Source organism: Cystobacter fuscus, assembly GCF_002305875.1.
Lineage (GTDB): Bacteria > Myxococcota > Myxococcia > Myxococcales > Myxococcaceae > Cystobacter > Cystobacter fuscus_A.
The window spans coordinates 3,838,922-3,858,723 of the sequence record NZ_CP022098.1; the positions used below are offsets into that span (position 1 = coordinate 3,838,922).

Consider the following 19,802-nt stretch of genomic DNA (forward strand, 5'->3'; position numbering starts at 1 on the left):
TCCTTGCATGACAGGTGCGGCGTGGGTTCGTCGCCAGCTGGAACTCGTCCAGGATCGTTGCCGAGGTCTCAAGGTTGAACGCGCAAGGCGGCAACGGGATCGAGCTGGACGAGACGACGATAACGGATCCAAAGATCTCCTACCAGTTGGTTCGGTGAATCTTTTGCGGTGAGGGCACACGTCAGGAAGCCCTCGAGGCACGCGGCGGCGAGCGCCGGCTCCCAGGCGTCGAGCGCGTGTTGTGTGCATTCGGCATCGAGCGCTTCATAGAGGGCCTGGGCCGCGGAGGTTTGTCCCTGTTGAGCACACATCCGAGCGATCCGTAGCCGCGCGACGAAGCGCGCGCGCGCCGTCGTGGCGGCGGCGAGGTGGCCGTGGAGCTGCTCGAGTGTCTCGGATTCTCCTGCCGAGGGCGCGTCCCTGGGCGGCGCGTCCAGCCCACGCGCCAGGGGCGGCGCCGTGAAGGGCCGTGGCGCGGCGGTGGGAGGGGCGAGCACCTCGCGCCGCAGCCATTCTTTCGTGGCCGTGTCCGTCAGGGGCGTGCCATCCGCCGCCACGAGTTCCACCACCGCCGGCAGGCGTTTGAGGAAACCACTCAATTCCAGCAGTAATGTCTCTCGTGCGGGCGCATGGGTGGCGCCGAGTGATGCCAGGGCATTGGCGCTGAAGCGTTGTAAATCCAGGACAAACCGATACTGAGCCGTGGCGGACTCGGCTTCGTCGAGCAATTCCACCCAGCGGGCATTGGTTGTCAGGGTTTCCAGCTTCGCGCGCAGCGGGGCGGGGAGTGGCGGGAGGGATGTCCTCCCATTGGCTCCGGCAGGGGGTGGCTGGGCGATATGCAGCCACAGTCCGGTGCGCAGCAGGCGGTAGGCGAGCGGGTCGGCCGGGTTGGCTTGGCGCAGCACTCCGGCCGCGTTCGTCAGCGACGCGCCGATGTTGCGCAGGAAGTCCGTGATGGCATCCGCGCGGGGAGGCTCGCCACCGGGGGCGGGAGGGAGCTGGGAGGCCTGGATGCTCGGGGTCGCGGGAGGCGGGGTGGGGGCGGGGCTGGCGCTGGGGGCGGCTGGTGCCACCTCGGGCGCGGCGGACGCGGGCGGGGTGACCGTGGGCTCGGGAGGCGTGGCGGTGGGCGCGGAAGCCGGAGGCGACGGCGCGGGCGGAGCGCTCTCCTGGGGAAGGCTCGCGCGCAGCCGCTCGATGCTCGTGAGCAGGGGCCCGAGCGCCGGCGCCTGGGATGCGAGGCGCGCGCGCGTCACCTCCGCGAGCTTCGACACCGCGGCGGCCAGGGCCTCCACCACCGCGGGCGACGTGCCCTGGACCTGCACGTTGGGGAGCACCCAGGTCATGCGCTCCACGAACCAGGACAGCGCGAGCCCGCGGCTGCGCAGGCGCGAGGCCTCCGGGAAGAGACCCTGCCAGTACTGCTCGGTCAGCTCCGCCAGCAGGGTGGCTCCGGTGATGGCGCCGGGCAGCCCCTCGGTCGCGTACAGCCCGTAGGCGAAGTAGGAGGCGAGCCACAGGTCCTTGGAGGTGCTGCGCAGCATCTCTCCCGCGCCCCGGACGACCTCGTCCCAGCGCACGGCGTCCCCCGAGGGCGACTCGAGCTTGGCCACCTCCGTGGCGACGGCCTCGTAGGTGGGGTGGTGCTTGGACGCGGACCCGCAGGGGGCGTCGGCGGAGATGGGCTCCAGCCACGTGCGGGCGCGCTCGCGAAGGGTCTCGGGGGAGGGCGTCATGACGGGCGCTCCTTCCTCGTGAGGGCCTGCAGGAGCTGCTCGAGCGTACTGGTGGAGGAGTCGATGATCTGGCGCTGGGCGGGCGACAGCGCTTGCTTCGCGTGGGCCATGGCCGCGGGCCGCTCGGTGCGCAGGGGCCAGAGCTGGGTGCCCGTGCGCGTGGGCTGGGCCAGATGGAGCAGGAGCGTGGGGGGCGCCGCGCCCAGGCACAGCAGGAGTCGGGGCTGCTCTCCCTCGGACCAGAAGAAGGTGGGGGGCATGGAGGACCAGCGCAGCAGCCGCGTGGCGAGCTCCAGCCAGGCGACAGGGCCCAGATGCGAGGGGAAGGGACAGTCCAACATCACGTTGGCGAGGTCCTGCTCGCGGTGGCGCTCGCCCGCGCACGCGGTGAGGAAGGTGTGCAGCGCGTAGTAGCGTCCCTCCGAGGGCTGTTGCGCACCGACGTGCTGGAGCAGCTCCGCGCAGTGCTGCTCGGAGAGCAGGGCCTGTCGCAGTCGCTCGGCCACGCGGACGTCACCGGGCCTCACGGAGGGCAGCCGCTCCGCGCGCTCCTTCAAAAGGGCCACGTCGAGCGAGGGCGCCTCGTCCAGCAGCGCCGCGCTGGCGCGCAGGAAGGGCTGGAAGCTCTCTGGCAGCAGGGCGTAGCGGTCGGCCACCTCCGATGCGGGCAGCTCCTGGAACACCGACAGGGGGAAGGCGCGCCCCAGGCTGTCCGTGCTCGGCGCGAGGAGGCCCACCAGCACCGAGCCCTCTCCCGGCGCGGTGAAGACGAAGCTCACCGACGACGAGGGCAAGGCGCTCCGGGCCCCGTGCAGCCGGCTGGTGCCCTCCTCCAGCCAGCGCAGGAGGTAGCGCGCCAGGGTGCTGGACGCGTTGTGCCGGACGAACTCCGCGTGGCGCGGCGTCTTGCCCAGCAGCCCGATGTGGGGCGACTGCGTCATCAAGGCGCTCCATTCGCGCTGATGACGGCTTCCTCGACACACCCCTTGCCACCCCGGGCGATCCCGCGAGGGGGGAACAGGCCCGGATCCCGGAAGATCTGCAGCAGCCGCGAGGTGTTGTTGCCCGACAGGCCGAAGAACGGGTTGGCGGTGCGCTCGGGGCGGAAGTCGATGGCGACGAGCGCCCCGTTCATGTCCTCGATCTCCCAGATGGCGGAGAAGAAGCGTCCATCCCCGCTGGGCTCGATGCGCTTGACGCGCTCGAGCAGCCGGAACAGGCCCCACTCGCCGGGCTCGTCGATGTCCGCGGTGGCGCCCGAGGCGTTCTCCACGTGGATGTGCGCGCCCAGCTTGCCGGCCTGGCCGGGCCAGGTCATGGGCTTCCAGACGTTGTCCGGACCGTTGCGGTAGACCTCGTCGGTGCCGTCGATCGTCAGTGTGATGGAGGAGATCTCCGAGGGCGCCGTGTCCGGTGACGTGCCCGCGCGGATGCGCACCTGGAAGCGCACGAGCGGATCCACGGTGTCGCCCGGGAAGAGGGTGAGCGCCAGGGCGTTCGTCTTCTCGATGAAGGTGAGCAGCTCGTCGCGGTACATGTCGCGCGTGTTGAAGGTGGCGAACGTCCACTTGCGCCCGGAGGTGACCACCTCGTCGGCCAGGTTCTGCTGGAGGAATTTGCGCAGGGTGCCACCCGAGGGCCGGAGGAACTCCGACAGCTCGGCCAGGGGCGCGTCCTGCATCGACGAGCGGACGAACGGATAGCGGTTGCTCATGAGCTGGGCGAACGGCGTGGTGATGGCCTCGCACCAGTCGTTGCTCTTCTTCTGCGCGACGCCAGCGAACACGATGCTGCGCATGTCCTGGAAGGGCGGCAGCAGCAGCTTCTCGAGGATGGGGCCGCCGCTCTCGTACTTCTTGACGAGCATCGCCACGTTCTCGCGCGTGGTCTTGATCTTCTCCAGCAGTGCGCCGGATTCCGAGGGCTTCTCCTTCACGCCTAACAGGGCCAACTGCACCAGGGCGAGCTGGTCCTGGTAGAAGTCCAGGGACGTCAACTGCTCCGCGCCGTCGTTCGTGGGCGTCTTCTCGTTGCTGAACCGGATGAGGGTGGCGAACTCCTTCTCCACGTCCCGGGGCCCGAGCGTGAACTCGCCCGTGGCCGAGTCCTCGTCGATGAGCTTGCGCTCCTCCTTGTCGCCGTCCGGCGGGAAGACTTTCTCATAGGCCTTCCGGACCGGATTCTTGGTCTCCTCCTTGTTGGCGCGGACCAACTGCACGTTATACGAGAGCGCCCTGAACAACTTGCCGAAGGCGGGCGGCTTGCCGCGCGTGAGGCTCTCGAGCAGCGTCTGCATCTGGTCCACGTCGTCGGGAGGCCGGACGCTGATGGACTGGAGGAAGTCCCTCCACTCCTGGATGTACTGTTGGTAGTAGCGCGTGCGCAGGTCTCGGCGCGACGCCTCCTCGTCTTCCAGGGCATCCTTGTCCAGCACCCAGCCTTCCTTGTCCTGGAAGGCGGTATCCAGCCGCTGGCGCACCACCTGGTCCCAGGCCGTCTTAGTGAAGGCACCACGGACGCGTTTGGTGGCGCGCATGGCCGGGACGGCGCCGACGATGTCATCGAGGGTCTGCTCTGGATACTCGCGACCCACCTCGGCGACGATTCGCTCCATCTCCAGCGTGGGCAGCGGAATCCGGTTGAGGCCCCGGCGGGTGGCGCGCACCAGGTTGCTGTTGCGGGCGAACGCGAGCTGCTCCGGGTCCGCCGCCAACATCCGGATGTATGTGCGCGCATGGTGGGTGATGGCCTGTTGCAGGTTGGCCTCTCCTCCCGTGCCCTTCAGGTGGGTCCAATGCCGTACCATCTGGGTCACCAGCCAGTCCTGATGGGCGTCATCGAGCGAGGGCTCGCGCTGCGTGTGGGGCCAGGTGATGAGCAGGTACATCTTCAGCGCATCGAAGTGGTGCGCGTAGTCCTCGCTTCCGGGCTTCCAGTCCGGCGACTCTTGGTTGCGCGAGAACAGGTCGAGGTTCTGCTCGATGCGCTCGTATTGCTTTCCCAGCAGCACCCGGCGCATGGCGGAGTTGTAGAAGGACTGCGCTTTCGGGAAGAGCGTGTCCCCCTGGTACATCCCGAAGCGCAGCCAGAAGGGCGTCCCCTCCTTCTGGTTCGCCGTCAGCTTCTCGAGCTGCCGCTGCAGGGGCAGCAGGTCATCGATGCGCTTGATGTCGTCTCGGTCATCGAGCTGCACGGAGGTGATGGCATCGCGCACGTCGCGCGCCAGCCTCCGGTTCTGGAAGAAGGAGACGAAGGGAAGCACGAGCACCAGCGCCGCGGCCGTGAAATAGGTGGCCGCCACCATCCGCTGCCGTCGGCGGTAGCGCTGCTCTTCCATGGAGCTGCGGACGGCCATCTCCTGGTCCTGGAACATGACCTTGGTGAAGATGTCCCACAGGAAGTAGCTGCGGCCCTCCGCGCTCGGCTCGGCCGGGCGCGAGTCCCCGAAGAGATCCGACGAGGAACCGGACAGCCGCTCCATCGGCTTCTGGTCCTGGGTGCCGCTGGTGAAGTACAGCCCGCGCATCACCGGCGTGTCCTGGTACACGTTGTCCAGGAAGAGCGGCTGGGCGAACTCGGCCAGGTTCTTGCGCAGCTCGTCGAAGCGCTGGGGGAACTGGTAGATGTGTTCGCGCGCCTCCAGCCGGCGCTCCTGCCCCAGCCGCTTGAGGGTGCGCTGCTCCAGCACGCTCACCAGCTCGTCGAAGCGCTCCAGCAGCAGATCCGTGGACGCTTCCGCCTGGGCGCCCATGGGCACGGTGAAACCCCAGATCTGCCCCCGCTCGGAGCGGGTCAGGTCCGCGTACATCTCCGTGAAGCCGGGGATGAGGTCGCACTTGGTGAGCATCAGGTACACGGGCACCAGCGTGCGCAGGCGGGACGTGATCTCGTCCAGGCGCTCACGGATGTTCTGTCCCAGCTCGCCAGCGGCCTGGGGATCCACGCCCATCAGCTCGCTGACGCTCACCGCGACGATGAGCCCGTTGATGGGCCGCTTGGGGCGGTACTTCGAGAGCGTGTCGAGGAAGGCGAACCACTCGGGCCGATCATCCTCGCTGCTCAGGTAGCGGCCGGCGGTGTCGAGGAGCACGGCCTCGTTGGTGAGCCACCAGTCGCAGTTGCGTGTGCCACCCACGCCCCGCACGCCGCCGCCCTTGGAGGAGAGATAGGGGAACTTCAGTCCCGAGTTGCGCAGCGCGGTGCTCTTGCCCGCGCCCGGCGGCCCGACGATGAGGTACCAGGGCAGGATGGCGAGCGCGTCCTTGCGGCCCCGCGACAGCTTGGAGGTCTTGAGCGCCTCCACCGCCTTGGAGAACTCGGCCTGCATGGCCTTGATCTCCGGCTGCAGGTCCGGCCGTACCGTCTTGATCTGCTCCTCGGCCTGGGCCTCCAGGGCGCCCTCGAGCTTCTTGGCCGCCTTGCGCGAGCGCACCTTGCCCACGAGCCACTTCACGCTCGCGACCACCAGCAGCGCGCCCAGGGCGACGAGCCCCGTCAGAAGGGGCGGCAGCCCCAGCAGGGAGATGGCACCCCACGCCATCCCCACCAGCGTCGTGACGACGAGGGTCCAGAACATCATTGCGACGCCCCCGTGTTGGTGGCCATGTGGAGCTTGATCTCGTTCATGAAGGTGTCGACGGTGCTGTCCAGGTTGAACAGCAATCCGCCGTAGACGACCAGAGCGAGCACCAGTGCCCCGAGGGAGATGACCATCGGCGACAGCTTGCGCTTGCCCGCGAGCATCGACTCGGTGGGCCGCTCCGCGTGGGGCGACAGGACCTCGAAGTCGAAGGGCTTCGCCCGCTCCAGATCCTTCTGGACCGAGTCGATGAGCGTCATCAGCTCCAGCTCGCCGCCGCGGATGCGGTAGCGGCCCTGGAAGCCGAAGAGCATGCACAGGTAGTAGACCTGCAGCACCTCGGCGCGGTGTGGATCCTTCCGGATGGCTTGCAGGCGGTGGAAGAAGCCGTCACCCGCCACGTTCTCGTTGAAGTACTGCAGCTGCAACTGGTTGGTCATCCAGAAGGAGCGGTAGGGCTCGGGCCGGCTGAGCGCGACCTCGTCGAGCAGGGCGACGAGGGCGTAGGCCATGTCCTGGGCGTCTTGGTGGCTGAAGCCCAGCACCGCCGCGCGCCGCAGCATCTCGTCCACGACGCCGCGCAGGCGGTGGTGCAGCACCTCGGGGGGCGGCACCGCGGCGGCATCCGAGTTGCGGATCCGGATCGCCGCGTCGAAGCAGTCCTTGGTGGCCTCGGTGGTTCGTTGCATGGCGGTGGGTCGTCAGCGGGAGGCGGTGGGGACGGCGAGCAACTCCACCGTCGTCTGGGAGGCGTCGAAGGGGTGCGGGAGGTAGAGGGCGAGCGTTCGGTCGCGCATCGCGTTCCTCCAGTAGCCGTCCGAGATGAAGAGCGAGAAGTAGAGGGTCCCCGGCTGGATGGGCACCTCGGGCGGAGGGCGGTAGTTGACCTGGATGGGGACGCCGGGCGACGCGGCGTGCACCAGGTTCTGGATGTCCCCCCAACTGGCGAGCTTGGCGAGCTTGGGGAGCTGCTCGGCCACCATCCGCTCCGGCAGCTCGCTGCGCACGGAGAGGAAGAACTGGCCGCAGCGATCGAGCCGCTCGTCCTCCAGTTTCCCGCGATAGAGCCGGTCCTCCCCGGGCTGCATCTGCACCGCGAGGCACTGCTCGAGCGCCACGGCGCGCAGCAGCGTCTGGAAGCGGCGGAAGAGCTCCTCGAAGGTGACGCGCAGCTGGGTGAACTGGAAGGGCGGCAGGGTGGTGGGATCCGCGTCCGCCACGAACGAGCAGAGCTGTCCCGCGCACTGGCTGAGGGCCAGGTAGAGCGCGTGCGGCCTCATGCTGCCCGAGTCGATGGCGTGCTGGAGCAGGGGGATGATGCCGTTGAGGGCGTTGAGCTCCAGGAAGAGCGTCACGTCCGAGGCGGCGAACTCGAGCGCGGAGGCGTCCCGGTGCCGGCGCCGCGAGGCGAGCTGGCGCTGCTTGGCGACGATGAGCCGCAGCAGGTTGCGCAGCTCGGACATGATGTAGGGCGACGCGTCGATGCGCAGCGCCGGCGGGATGTAGTTCTCCACGAGCGTCAGGCTGCCGGAGCGATCGCGCGACAGCTCGAAGAGCTTGATGGCGTCGTAGTCCTCGCGCGGCTCGGTGCCGAAGAGCAGCCGCACGTTGCGCTGCGCGAAGGCCACCGGGACGATGGAGGTGGACGAGGTCAGGTCGTTCACCGGCCGGTTCGTCGGACTGAAGCGGGGATTGCCGCCGACACGCTCACCGCCGCCGTAGCTCTCCACGCCACTGCGCTCGCGCGGAACGCCGAGATAGACATCCAGCACGTGCTGGGCGGGAGGAAAGAAGCCCTCGGTGGGGCGGGCCGGCGGGGCCTCGGGGTCGCCGCTCTGGAAGGCGAGGGGCAGCCCGTCGGGGAGGACGCCGCTGAAGTGGCGCAATTGCACGCGGCCCGCGCGCAGAGCCTCCATGTCCAGCTCCAGCGCGCTGACGCCCCACGGGTACGGCTCCACCGCCGCCAGCCGAAGGTCCAACAGGTTCTCGTGATACAGGTCGAGCTGCTGCAGGTGGTGGGGACTCATGAACATCCCCTCCGACCAGACGACGCGCTGAGCGATCTTCATGCACTCCCCTTGGGGTGGTCTGGCACCTCGGTCTCGGAGGGCACGGCGGGCGCCGGCTGCGTCAGCGAGAACTGGGTGCGAAGCATATCGATTTGATAGCCTTGTAGCCGGTAGCGCAACTGCACGTCTCCGGGCCTGGGCTCGCCCTGGTCGCCCGCGGCCCTCTCGACACAGAAGGGCGGGAGCACCGGGTCGAGCGCGGAGACGGTGCGCCACGAATAGCCGAGTGGCTGGCGGAAGTGACCCATGGTCAGGATGAAGCGCGCCTTGGGATCCCGCTGGATCCACCGCTGGAGTTTCTGTCCGGGGGCGACGGTGAACTCAGCCACCTGGAGCAGATCCTCTCCCAGGAATTCCTTGGGACGGCCCCACAAGTCACGAAAGCCCGCGCGCTCCAGCTTCGCGCTGTCCTTGAGCTGGATGACCTGCACCACCGTGGGCAGTGAGCGCCCGCGCGGATCCGGATTCACCTGCTCGGAGACGTCCAGGACGACCTGCATGGGAGGTGGGGTCTCGCATGGCGTTGGCCCGATGCGTTTCGCGCATGAGGTGCCAGCGGTGGCCGCGAGCAGGAGCGTGAGCAGAATCCTCCGGCCTCGGCCGCCGGAGAGGGCACGCGTCTTGGTGTATGCGTGTGGCTGCGCCTTCACGAGTCCTCTTCGCACGAGCAGTGGAACCCCCCACAGCAGGTCGGATTGGCGGTGGAAAACCTGCCAGAGTGTTCAACAGACCGCAAGTCCATGGTCAATGCCCGCTCGAAACATTCGTGACTTCCGAGTGACGGGGGCGGACCTGTAGCGAAATGGGGCAACGGACTTAAGTATGTCTCTCTTGAATTGCTTGATTCAGAGGCGCGCGCGGCTCTGTTGGATTGGAGCCGGACGCTGCTAGAGTGACTCGGACTGGTATTTCTGCTCTACGCGGTGGCGCGCCCTGGCTGGGCCGCGGCACGTCCGAAGAGGGGGATTCATGAGACGAAGGATGTTTGGGCCTGTCGCGCTGGTGCTGTTCCTGGCATTGCCAGGAATGGTGGCCTTCGCGCAGCCCTCGCTGCGTGGCTTCGAGCTGGAGCGGCTGGACCTGAATCCTGGCGCCGAGGGCTCGTTGTTGGTGGGGATGGGGGAGATGCTGCGGGCCGGTCAGTTCCGCCTCTCCGCCGTGGGACATTACTCCCACAATCCGCTGGTGATTTCCCGGGAGGGAGAGGGGTCCACGCCCATCGTTGGGGGACGGGCCACGATGCATGTAGCCGCCGCTTATGCTTTGACAAACCGGTTGCAATTGGGAGTGCAACTCCCGGTGGTGGCGCTCCAGCGAGGCGAGGGGACGAGCCGGACAGGCTTGACGAGCCCGGGGTCTTTCGGGCTGGGAACGCCCGAGGTGGGGTTGCGCCTGGGTCTGTTCGACCAGAACGAGAAGGGCGGGCTCGACGTGGCGGTGGAGGGAGCCGTCGGGCTGCCCGTGGGCAGCGTCGAGGGCCTCGGCCGGGACGAGGGAATGCGTTACATGCCCAGGGTGATGGTGGGGCGGCGCTTCGGTTTCATCCGGGCCGGGCTGGACGTGGGACTCCTGGTTCGCCCGGTGGCTCGCATCAGTGAGCTGGGCCCTGCGGGTGTCCACGACGTGGGCAACGAGTTGCGCGTGGGCGGAGCACTGGTCTCGACGGGTCGGCGGCTCCGGTACGAGTTCAACGTGCGGGGGATGATCCCTCTGTCGGGGCAGTTCGGCTCGGCGGAACTCCTGCCGGGAGCGCGCTATCTGGTCAACCCCTCATTGGAGGTGTTCGCGCTGGCGGGGGTGGGGGTGGGCGGGGCTCCGGGGACTCCATTGTTCCGGGTGCTCGCGGGCGGTTCCTTCGGGGACGTGACGCCGCGGCAAGGTCCAGGGGAGACCTCCGTGAAGTGCGATCTGGGGACCGCCGTGGATCAGGTGAAGGAGTGCCCGGACCGGGACTACGACGGCGACGGTGTCATGAACGGCGTGGACAGCTGCTGGGACAAGTCGGGCGACGTCTCGCGCGGGGGCTGCCCCCGGGCGGACACGGATACGGACGGCATCGAGGATTCCCTGGACGCCTGCCCGACGGAGCCGGGTGATGCCGCGCGCCAGGGCTGCCCGATGCGCGACCAGGACAAGGACAACGTCGAGGACGAGCAGGACAGCTGCCCGGCGGAGCCCGGTCCCGCGGAGAACCGGGGCTGCCCGCTCAAGGACCGGGACAAGGACGGCATCGAGAACGACCAGGACGAGTGCCCTGATGAGCCCGGCCCGGCCGAGCGCAAGGGATGCCCGGAGGAAGACTCGGACAAGGACAAGGTGCCCAACCGCATCGACGTCTGCGCGATGGAGCCGGGACCGGAGACGAACCAGGGCTGCCCCGAGCACGAAGTCCCACTGCTGTCCATCGAGCCTCGTCAGCTCAAGCTGATCAATGGCGCCAAGGTGTATTTCGACCCCAACGGGGCTCGTATCCAGCAGCGCTCCTTCGTGGTGCTGGACTGGGTGGTCAAGGTGATGCGTGAGCACCCGGAGATCCCACGCGTGGTGGTGGGCGCTCACACGGATGATCGCGGCTTCGCGGATGACCTTCGCCGGTCTTCCCAGCAGCGCGCGGAAGAGGTGCGCCGCTACCTGATCGCCAAGGGAGTGGCCTCCGAGCGGCTGGTGGCCCGGGGCTATGGTCCGGACAGACCCGTCGACAGCAACGCGACATCCATCGGGCGCGAGAACAACCGCCGCGTGGACTTCAAGATCATCCGCAACGGCGAGGAGGCAACCGATGCGCCCTAGCCGTTTGCCAGAGAATCCCACCGCGAGGGGGGGGATGGAGGAGAGACGCCCCAGGTAGTCCTTCCATGGGGGGGCGGGTTCTGGTTGGCTGTGGAGAATGCCCGTGGGACCGGGACCGAGGCGCGCGGAAGAGATGTCCGCGCGCCTCGGTTCGTGGTGGCCCCTACGGAAAGAGGCCACCGGTCCAGGAAGTGGGGAGCGCGCTACCTGGCGTGCTTCTTTACCGGCGTGAGTCAGACCTGGCTTTCCGCTACCTGGCGGAAGGAGAGGGGCCGGACCACGACATGGAGGCCCCTTCCTCGTGAGGATCCGAGTGGCCGGGTCAGGGCAATCCAGACAAAGCGAAGCCGACGGACAACGCGCGGTGCGGCCTCGCGGACCGCGAGTCGAGAAGCAACGAGGGTCTCGTCGCCAGGGACGAGGAGCGCGGGCCGTGGAAAAGTCCCCATTCCCCTGATGCGTCGCGGTGGTATCCTCGCCCGAGTCGCTCTGGCCCTCGCGGTTGGAGCAGAGACCCTCTGAAGCTCCCTGTTCGCGGGGGGGATGCATGGACAGAAAAAATGAGGCTCGTAGAGGTACGGCTCCAACACGCGGCGCACCTCCGTCTGGTGGTGACGCACTTGTTTTCGCGCCGATCGTCCCGTCTGTTGGACTCCGCCCGCTCGTTTCCGCACAGACGCGCCTGGGCCGCGTTGGTGGCGGACTCATGAGGATGCTCAAACCCCTGCTGGCGCTGTTGGTGCTCGGCGTGGCCACACCAGCTGCCGCCGAACGGGATACCTTCTTCCTTGGGGAGGGCATCGATGGCAGCAGAACGGTGGAGGCGGGAGCGACCATAAGGGTCAATACCTATGCGGGGGTTAAACAAAACCTGGCTCGTGACGCCAAAGTCATCCCTATCGGGGACGTTGAGAACGATAACTTTTTGAGCCCCGCTGGCTTCAGGAAGGGCCAACTGGTTCTCGTGCTACAGACCCAGACGGAGGACCCGGGGGACACAACCACCATCGATCTCGACTCTCCGACACCAGGCGAACGGAAGGAGGGACGCTGGGAACTCGCGAGGCTCAGCGCTAAGGTAGATCCCTCTGAGTCCCAGTTGACTCTTGAGTCGGGTCTCATCCAGAGCTACGAGGCGGACCGCACGCAGGTTGTCTCCGTCCCCGAGTTCGTCAGCCTTCGTATCAAGGGAACCGGAACCATCCAGGCGCTCCCTTGGCATGAGGGTGGTAAAAAGCGAGGGGGAGTCATCGCATTCCTCGTCCAGAACACCCTCATCAACGATGGGGTGATCTCCGCCTCGGGAGCGGGCTTTCGAGGAGGCCGGGACTCGGGAATCCTCACTTGCCTGGTCCAAAACGAACCCGCCAACCGAGGCGAAGGACTGGGCGCGGATTATGATGACGACCAGAATCACAATCCGAGGTTGGCCAATGCGGGCGGTGGCGGAGGCTGTGTCGGCTCGAACAGTACTGTCGGTTTTTCGGGCGGCGGCGGTGGTAGCAATGGTGGCAGCGGAGGGATAGGTGGCAACACGGCCTCGACTACGAGCGCAGGTGGAAGCGCGAAAGGGGGAGAAGGGGGCGCCAAGCTCGACCGAGAACTCCACCCCGGTCGCCTGATCCTGGGAGGAGGGGGAGGTACTGGTCATGAGGGGTCAGGAGGAGGCCGCGGAGGTGGAGCCGTCTTCATTCGTGCTGGCTCTTTGGTTGGCAATGGCTCGATTGTAGCCAACGGTCAAAACGCCACATCGTCAAATGGAAAGGGAGGCGGGGGTGGGGGCGGTGGTGGCACCATCTATTTGCGTGTTGCCAGCAACATCGACTGTCTCAACTCGCTCGAGGCCAAAGGGGGCGACGGTGGAGGTACTTCAAACGCCGGTACCGAGTATCTCGGCCCAGGAGGCGGTGGCGGGGGTGGATACATCTTGCTGCAGGCGGTTGGGAACCAGTGTGTCACACGGGTGACGCACGGTACCGCAGGCACTGCGACGATTAATGGTGGGTCCTCATCAGCGCATGGCGCCCAGCCAGGAGACGATGGCATCCTTGCCACCCCATTGCGTCCTGAAGCGCTTCAGGACCCTGGAAGCGTGACGAGCCTGTCAATCTCAGATTCGGTCGTCGCGGGGGGGAGCCTCTTCGTCAAGAGCACGACGCCTACCATCACCATCAATGCGCCCAAAGGCAGGAAAGTCTGGTTAAGCATTGGTGGCGGTGACTTGGTTGGCCCCCTTACGGATTTGATCGATGGTGGTATTTATCGTTCTGACATCTTGAATCTGTCTCGGGCGACGACGTATCGGGTGAGCGCACGGACGGAGTACCAGGGGCTTTGGGGACAGCCGAGTGCGGAGCTGGTGTTCACAGTCGACGACAAAGGCCCTGCCGCTGGCTTCGACCCGACTCCACCTGCCCACACCAACTCCACCTCGGCGTCTTTCTTCTTCACCTTCCGACCAGACAGCTCGATCGACACGTTCGACACCGTGTCCTTTCAATACAGCCTCACTGGTGGCAATTCATGGATCAACACCGACAAGGACGTGACGATCACCGATCTCACGCCAAATCGCGACCATACGTTGTATGTGAGAGCCCTTGATCTGGCCGGGAACCCAGGGACTTCAGCCTCTCACACCTGGAACATCGACACCTACCCGCCAAGGATCGCCTCCGTGACCCAACCCACCGATGGTGCCTTGCTGGGCATTTCGAGCAATCCCCCGGCGTTCGCAGGCAAGGTCGAGAAGTCGACGGACAAGGTGGATGTGTATGTGGACAATGAGCCCGTAGCGAACAACCGTTCGGTGACGGGCACGGACTGGAGCTATTCCGGCAGTGCCCTCACTCCTGGCGCGCACCAGGTCCAGGTGATCGTGCGTGACCTCGCCGGCAACACAAAGATGTCGAGCCCGGTGTACTTCTCCATGGACCTGGAAGCACCAACGGTCACCATCCAGTCACCTGTTGGAGACTCCTTGGTGCGCCCCACACCGCTCGTGGTTTCAGGCACGACCGAGCGAGGCAGTACCGTCACCCTGACCCTCAAGATGGGGACCACGGAGGTGCCCCTTGCCGTGAGGACCGCGCTCGCTGACTCCAACGGAAACTGGCGCTATGAGACCTCAGCGACACTGGCGGATGGGCGCTATACCGTGGCGGCCACGGCCACGGACCCAGCCACCAACACTGGCGCCCCCAGCGGTGGAATCAATTTCATTGTGGACCAAGTTCCACCAGAGACGACCCTTACTGGCTGCCCGGCCAATGGGTACGCCAACGCCTCATCTCTCTCTTTCGGGTACTCCGCCACGGACGCCAATCCGACTGGGATGACCTACGCCTGTGCCGCCAATGTAAACGCCACGACCCAGTCCGTGAACTGCGATCAAGCCTATGCTGGCTACACCGCCGACGGTACCTATACGTGGCTCGTCCGGGCCACGGATGCCGCGAGCAACACGGATCTGAGTCCGGCTTTCTGCAGGTGGGTGTGGGACCGCACGCCCCCCAGCGATGTGAGCATTACCAACAATCCAAAGCCTGTCACCAACGAGGATTATGGCATCTTCGCCTTCTCGGCGACCGACGAGACCAGCGGCCTCGCCAACTACAGGTGCAGCACGGACGGGGTCATCTATACGGATTGTTTCTCTCCCCACGTCTACCCGACTCCCGAGACCAAGGGCTATGTGCTCTACGTCCGTGCCAGGGATCGTGCGGGTAACGAGAGTGTCAATGCCACGAAGTACGAGTGGACGGTCAACAAGGGCCTGCCGGTTGCCAAGCTCACCCCGGTTTCGGGGGCGGACAATCCGACCAATGCCACGACCGCGGTCTTCCGGCTGGAGGTGGAACCTCGCCTGCCCCAGAACTCGGTCAAGTTCTACTACGTCATCAACAACCCGACCGTGACCGATCTGAAGGAGTTCCGCGAGGTGCTGCCAGACGGGTCGACGACGGATGGCTCTCACGCCGTCAACATCTCCATCGACGTCTCCAGCTACTCGGAGAGGATGACCATCCGTGCCGTGGCCTTGGATGAAACGCGGAAGATCCAGACGCCGCGCGATCTCCAGCAGTCCTATGAGTGGAATATCGATCGGACGCCTCCGTCCGTCGAGATCGTGAGTGGGCCCAACACGTGGGAGCGTGTGCCGGCGGTCCGCTTCGAGTTCCTGGCGCCGGGGGAAAGCGAGGTCCGAGGCTTCCGTTGCGAGGTGAGCGACTGTGTCTCGCCTCCCACGGGGACCCGGGACTGCACCGGCACGAGGAGCGGGGCCCGAGCGGTCTTCCAACTCCAGGAGGGCGTGAGAGAGGGACGCAACTGCGTCAGCGTGCGGGCCCTGGATATGGCTGACAACGAGAGTGTCAAGCCAGCCCATTACGAGTGGCAGTTGGATACGAAGGCACCCGAGGCGCCCAGCATCGACGCGCCCCAGGGGTCATTGAGGGTGACCACGCGGCTTCCCTCGGTGGAGGGCAGCGCCGAACCCAACGTCAAGGTGCTGCTGCTGCTCGACGACGGCACGACTCCGGCTGCCGAGGCCACGGCGAATGCTCAAGGCCGCTGGGTGGCCTATTTCGGCCAGGCCGTTGCAGACGGTTCGCACAACCTGAAGGCCATTGCCAGGGACCAGGCGGGAAACGACAGCGCCGAGGGCGAGGTCGTCACCCTGTTGGTGGATGGCAGATCGGTGGCGCGTGTCGTGGGGGGTGGGTTGAGCTGCGCCAGTACTGGTGGTGGCGGTTCATGGCTCGCTCTGTTGGCGTTGGCGGCATTGCGCGCGGGACGGCGCCGATCCAGGTGAGCCGGGGCGTGCATTGATTTTGAACGGATATGCCAGGTGGGTCTGGTTCTCGCCCTCCTGGTGACATGAAAAACGTAGGGAGGCAACACAGATGGGAAGTATGGGTTTGCAGAGGTGGGTACGGCTGGGGTTGGCCGCATATACGCTCGGCCATGGGGTGGCATGGGCCATGCCCGAACACGTGCCTCCGGACACACGACACACCCTGGAACTGACCTGGCCGCTGGCCGCCGGTTCCACCGATGTCGAGGTCACAACCGATGAGGACCTCGAAGTGGGGACCTGGCTGCTGGTCCAGCCTGGCGGCGAGGGGCCGTGGCGGTTGACTCGGATAGAGGGGAGCGAGGGCTGGGGGCTCAAGCTGAGCCACTCCCTGGACGGCTTCCCGCTGTCCTCAAGACCGCAGGTGAGCGTGCTCAGACCCCAGGAGCAGGCCACGCTCCACGCGGCATGGCGGGAGGCCGCGCCGCAAGCTGGCACGCGGGGCGTGCTGGACATCAAGGGCAAGGCCACCCCGGGCGACTGGGCCGTCATCTTCGTTGACGGATTGGAGGTCGCTCGAGTTCAGGCGGACAGCCAGGGCCGGATCTCGGAAGCCGTGTCGGTTCAGCCTGGCTCCACCAGTTCCCAGGTGCAGTGGGTGACCAGATCCACGTCGGGTTGGGAACTGGGCACACTCGCTCCGCCATCGGAGCCGGTGGTGCTCGAGCCACTCAACAACAGCTATACCAACGACACGACACCGCTGTTCCGTGGCACTGCGGATCCAGGCGTCACGGTGTTCCTCTCCATCAGCGGGACGACAGTGGGTACCACCACTGCGGATGCTTCCGGCAACTGGACGGTGTCGGTGGACAGGACGTTGGCCAACAACGTCTATCCCGTCTCCGTCAGGGCGCGCTCGGGTTCTGGCGAACTCAGCACTGCGAAGGTCGTCACCGTCGTGGTCGACTCCGATCCCCCTGTCACCCGATTCTCCAGCATACCGTTGCCCTACCATGGCTCTTCCAGCTACAGCTTCAGGTTCACGGTGAACGACTACGGGTTCTCCGAGTGCAGCTATGACGGCGGCAGCTTCCAGCCCTGCACGTCTCCGTATGAAGTCAACAACATGACGGAGGGGCCCCACTCGCTGACCGTGCGCTCCACGGACCGGGCGAACAACGTGGAGGTGAATCCGCCCACGCATCAGTGGTTCGTGGATCTCACCCCCCCCGGTATCCGGATCACCGCGGGGCCACCGCGCTGGACGAACCTCGCTGGCGCCGTCTTCGCGTTCGAATCGACCGAGGAGCCAGTCACGTTCGAGTGCAGGTTCGATGCGGAGCCTCCGTCCACCTGTGTGTCTGGAAGGAATCTGGGGTTCTACGAAGGGCCCCATACCTTCCAGGTGCGCGCGAAGGATCGTGCCAACCTGTACAGTGAGTGGTCGACTCCCCTCGAGTGGACTGCGGACTTCCATGCACCGGCGGTCGCGGTGCTAGAGCAGCCCTCGTCTGGCGTCCTGTTGGGGGGGACGGGCACTCCCACCTTCTCCGGCACCGCGGAGGCTCTTGGAACGGTGACCATCCTCGCCAATGAACAGGAGATCGGGGTCGCGCAGGTGGATGCTGCTGGCCATTGGTCGTTCACCCCCAGCACCGGTCTGGCGACCAACGAATACAAGGTGAGTGTCATCGCCAGGGATCAGGCGGGCAATGCCAGCGAGCCGAGTGTTCCCATCTCGCTCCGCGTGGACGTCGACCCGCCCGACACCTCGATTGTCAGTGGTCCCGATGGGGACACACAGGAGGCCGCTCCTCGTTTCTCATTCTCAGCGACCGAGTCCAATGTCACCTACGAGTGCAGCGTTGGGGAGGAGCCATTCGGTTCATGCGAGGCCCTCACGCAGGGGACGCGCTCCTTCGAGCCGGGCGAGTACACCCTGCGGGTCCGTGCGCGCGATGAGGCGGCCAACGTGGATGATTCACCCGCCACGCGGCTGTGGTTCTACAGACTCAATGAGGGAAGTGGTGGTGGCGTGTTGGGCTGCTCGGCTTCTGGTGCCACCTCGTTGCTGCCCCTGGTTTCGCTGCTGGCCTTGTTGAAGCGGCGCCGGTCGCGCTCCTCCTCCCTGGAGGGAATGGGTGGATGGGGGCTGATGGCGTCGCTGCTGGTGTTGCTGGCGGGCTCAGCGCGTGCGCAGGGCTTCGACTTGCAGCAGTACAAGCCGGCTCCGGGCTCCAAGGATGTGCTGGGGGTGTACAGCGCCCAGGTGGCTCCGGGCCTGGGGCTGCACGCGGGTCTCTCGGTGGGCTACGCCCAGAACCCGCTGGTCTTGCGGAGGATGAGCGATGGCCAGTTCGTCCAAAGCATCGTGTCCAGCCAGATCACCGCCGATGTGTTCGCATCCCTTTCCTTCCTCGAGCATTTCGAACTGGGGCTGGCGCTTCCCGTGACCAGCCAGAGCGGGCCGACGGGCGGAGACCTCGCGGTCTTCATTCCCCCGAACGCCACGGGCACGGGTGTGGGAGACTTGCGGCTGGTGCCCAAGGCGGTGCTCCCCCTCGGGGCGCTGAGCCTGGGCGTGGCCGCGGTCGTGTCGCTCCCCACCGCCAACAGCCAGAGCTTCCTGGGCGCGGGGGGCGTGGGGGTGCAGCCCATGGTCTTGGCCCAGTGGGCCGCCAGCGAGCGGTTTCGCGTGCTAGCCAATGTGGGAGGCCGGTTTCAGCCCACCCGGCAGCTTCCGCTGCTCGGCATGAGCGTGGGCAATGAGCTGTCCTATGCGCTGGGCGCGAACTGGTCGCCGGGCGGCGCCGACTCCAAGTTGTTCGTGCAGGGCAGCCTGGAAGGCGCCATGGGGCTCGACAGCGCGCGGTCCACCGCCAATCCCTTGGAGTTGCTGGCCGCCGTGGGCTACTCGTTCCCGGGCAATGTGGCTGTCCGGTTGGGCGGGGGCCCTGGCCTCTCCAGCGGTTACGGCACCCCCAACTTCCGGCTCTTCGCCGGTCTCTCCTGGAGTTCCTCCGAGAGCAAGCCGAAGAAGGTGGAGCGGATCGACGTGAAGCCGGCCACGGTGGTGCTGGCCGAGGCGGGCCAGAGCGTTTCCCTGGAGCCCCAGGCGTTCACCGCCAAGGACGAGCCAGTGGGCAATGCGAGATTCGCGTTCTCCTCCAGCGCGGGGCAGATCGCCACCGTGGACGACACCGGCAAGGTGACGGCGGTGAAGAGTGGCTCGGCCACCATCACCACCAAGTCTGGCGAGGTGAGCGCCACGACGCCCGTGGAGATCTCCATCCCCTCGGAGATCGTCCTGACGGGCACGTCCGTGAGCCTCATGGCCCTGGGCTCGGAAACGACGCTCACGGCCGAGGTGAAGGATGACGCGGGCCGGTCCGTGCAGGGGCCGAAGCTGGAGTTCGCGAGCGCGAACCCCAACGTGGTGGCGGTGGAGGGCAACCGGCTGAAGGCCAAGGGAGAGGGCACCACGACCGTGACGGTCACCTCCGGCCCGCTCAAGCAGACCGCCGAGGTCACCGTGATACAGGTGGCATCGGTGGACGTCGAGATCGTGCCGGCCACGCTGAAGGTGGGCGGGAGCGCGCAAATCAAGGTGACCGCCAAGGGGAGCAATGGCGCCATCCTCCAGGGCGTGCCATTCACCTACACCACCAGCGATGAGAAGGTCGCCACCGTGGATGCGAACGGCAAGGTGACGGTGGTGAAGGCGGGGGCCGTCACCCTCAAGGCCGAGGGTTGGAGAAAGAGCGGCGAGAAGAAGCTCACCATCAAGAAGTAGACGATGGGCCAGCGGGCGCGGCGGGAGGAACCCG

At 66.5% G+C, this 19,802-nt stretch carries 9 protein-coding genes; 3 read left to right on the forward strand and 6 right to left on the reverse strand.

The genetic code is table 11. The features are described from left to right. Positions 1-68: 68 nt before the first annotated feature. The 6 genes from tssA to tssJ are packed head-to-tail and all read right to left on the reverse strand — an operon-like array spanning position 69 to position 9,052. The gene (gene tssA / locus CYFUS_RS15835) at positions 69-1,739 is read right to left on the reverse strand and encodes a type VI secretion system protein TssA (protein ID WP_095985984.1); all 1,671 of its coding nucleotides are present in this window, start codon (positions 1,737-1,739) and stop codon (positions 69-71) included. After that, positions 1,736-2,680, reverse strand: coding sequence for a type VI secretion system-associated protein TagF (gene tagF / locus CYFUS_RS15840; RefSeq protein ID WP_232537590.1), 945 nt, complete (start codon positions 2,678-2,680; stop codon positions 1,736-1,738). The genes tssA and tagF overlap by 4 nt, the downstream gene beginning before the upstream one ends. Then, complete coding sequence (tssM, locus tag CYFUS_RS15845) at positions 2,680-6,318, reverse strand: type VI secretion system membrane subunit TssM (protein ID WP_232537591.1); 3,639 nt, start codon at positions 6,316-6,318, stop codon at positions 2,680-2,682. Before tssM ends, tagF begins: the two co-directional genes overlap by 1 nt. Further along, positions 6,315-7,007 (reverse strand): DotU family type IV/VI secretion system protein, encoded by a 693-nt coding sequence (locus tag CYFUS_RS15850; protein WP_095985986.1) that lies wholly within the window; start codon positions 7,005-7,007, stop codon positions 6,315-6,317. The genes tssM and CYFUS_RS15850 overlap by 4 nt, the downstream gene beginning before the upstream one ends. A gap of 12 nt (positions 7,008-7,019) precedes the next feature. Next, entirely contained in the window at positions 7,020-8,387 is a 1,368-nt protein-coding gene (gene tssK, locus CYFUS_RS15855; RefSeq protein WP_095985987.1) for a type VI secretion system baseplate subunit TssK, read from the reverse strand. Then, positions 8,384-9,052, reverse strand: coding sequence for a type VI secretion system lipoprotein TssJ (gene tssJ, locus CYFUS_RS15860; protein ID WP_420042689.1), 669 nt, complete (start codon positions 9,050-9,052; stop codon positions 8,384-8,386). The genes tssK and tssJ overlap by 4 nt, the downstream gene beginning before the upstream one ends. Positions 9,053-9,368: 316 nt before the next feature. Between tssJ and CYFUS_RS15865 the strand changes: the two genes are divergently transcribed. The 3 genes from CYFUS_RS15865 (at position 9,369) to CYFUS_RS50610 (ending at position 19,768) form a co-directional block, all read left to right on the forward strand. After that, positions 9,369-11,177, forward strand: coding sequence for an OmpA family protein (locus CYFUS_RS15865; protein ID WP_232537592.1), 1,809 nt, complete (start codon positions 9,369-9,371; stop codon positions 11,175-11,177). Positions 11,178-11,883: 706 nt separating this feature from the next. After that, positions 11,884-15,990 (forward strand): adventurous gliding motility protein AgmC, encoded by a 4,107-nt coding sequence (gene agmC / locus CYFUS_RS50605; RefSeq protein ID WP_198316588.1) that lies wholly within the window; start codon positions 11,884-11,886, stop codon positions 15,988-15,990. Between the two features lie 169 nt (positions 15,991-16,159). Further along, positions 16,160-19,768, forward strand: a complete 3,609-nt coding sequence (locus CYFUS_RS50610; RefSeq protein WP_198316589.1) for an Ig-like domain-containing protein — start codon at positions 16,160-16,162, stop codon at positions 19,766-19,768. Positions 19,769-19,802: the final 34 nt, after the last annotated feature.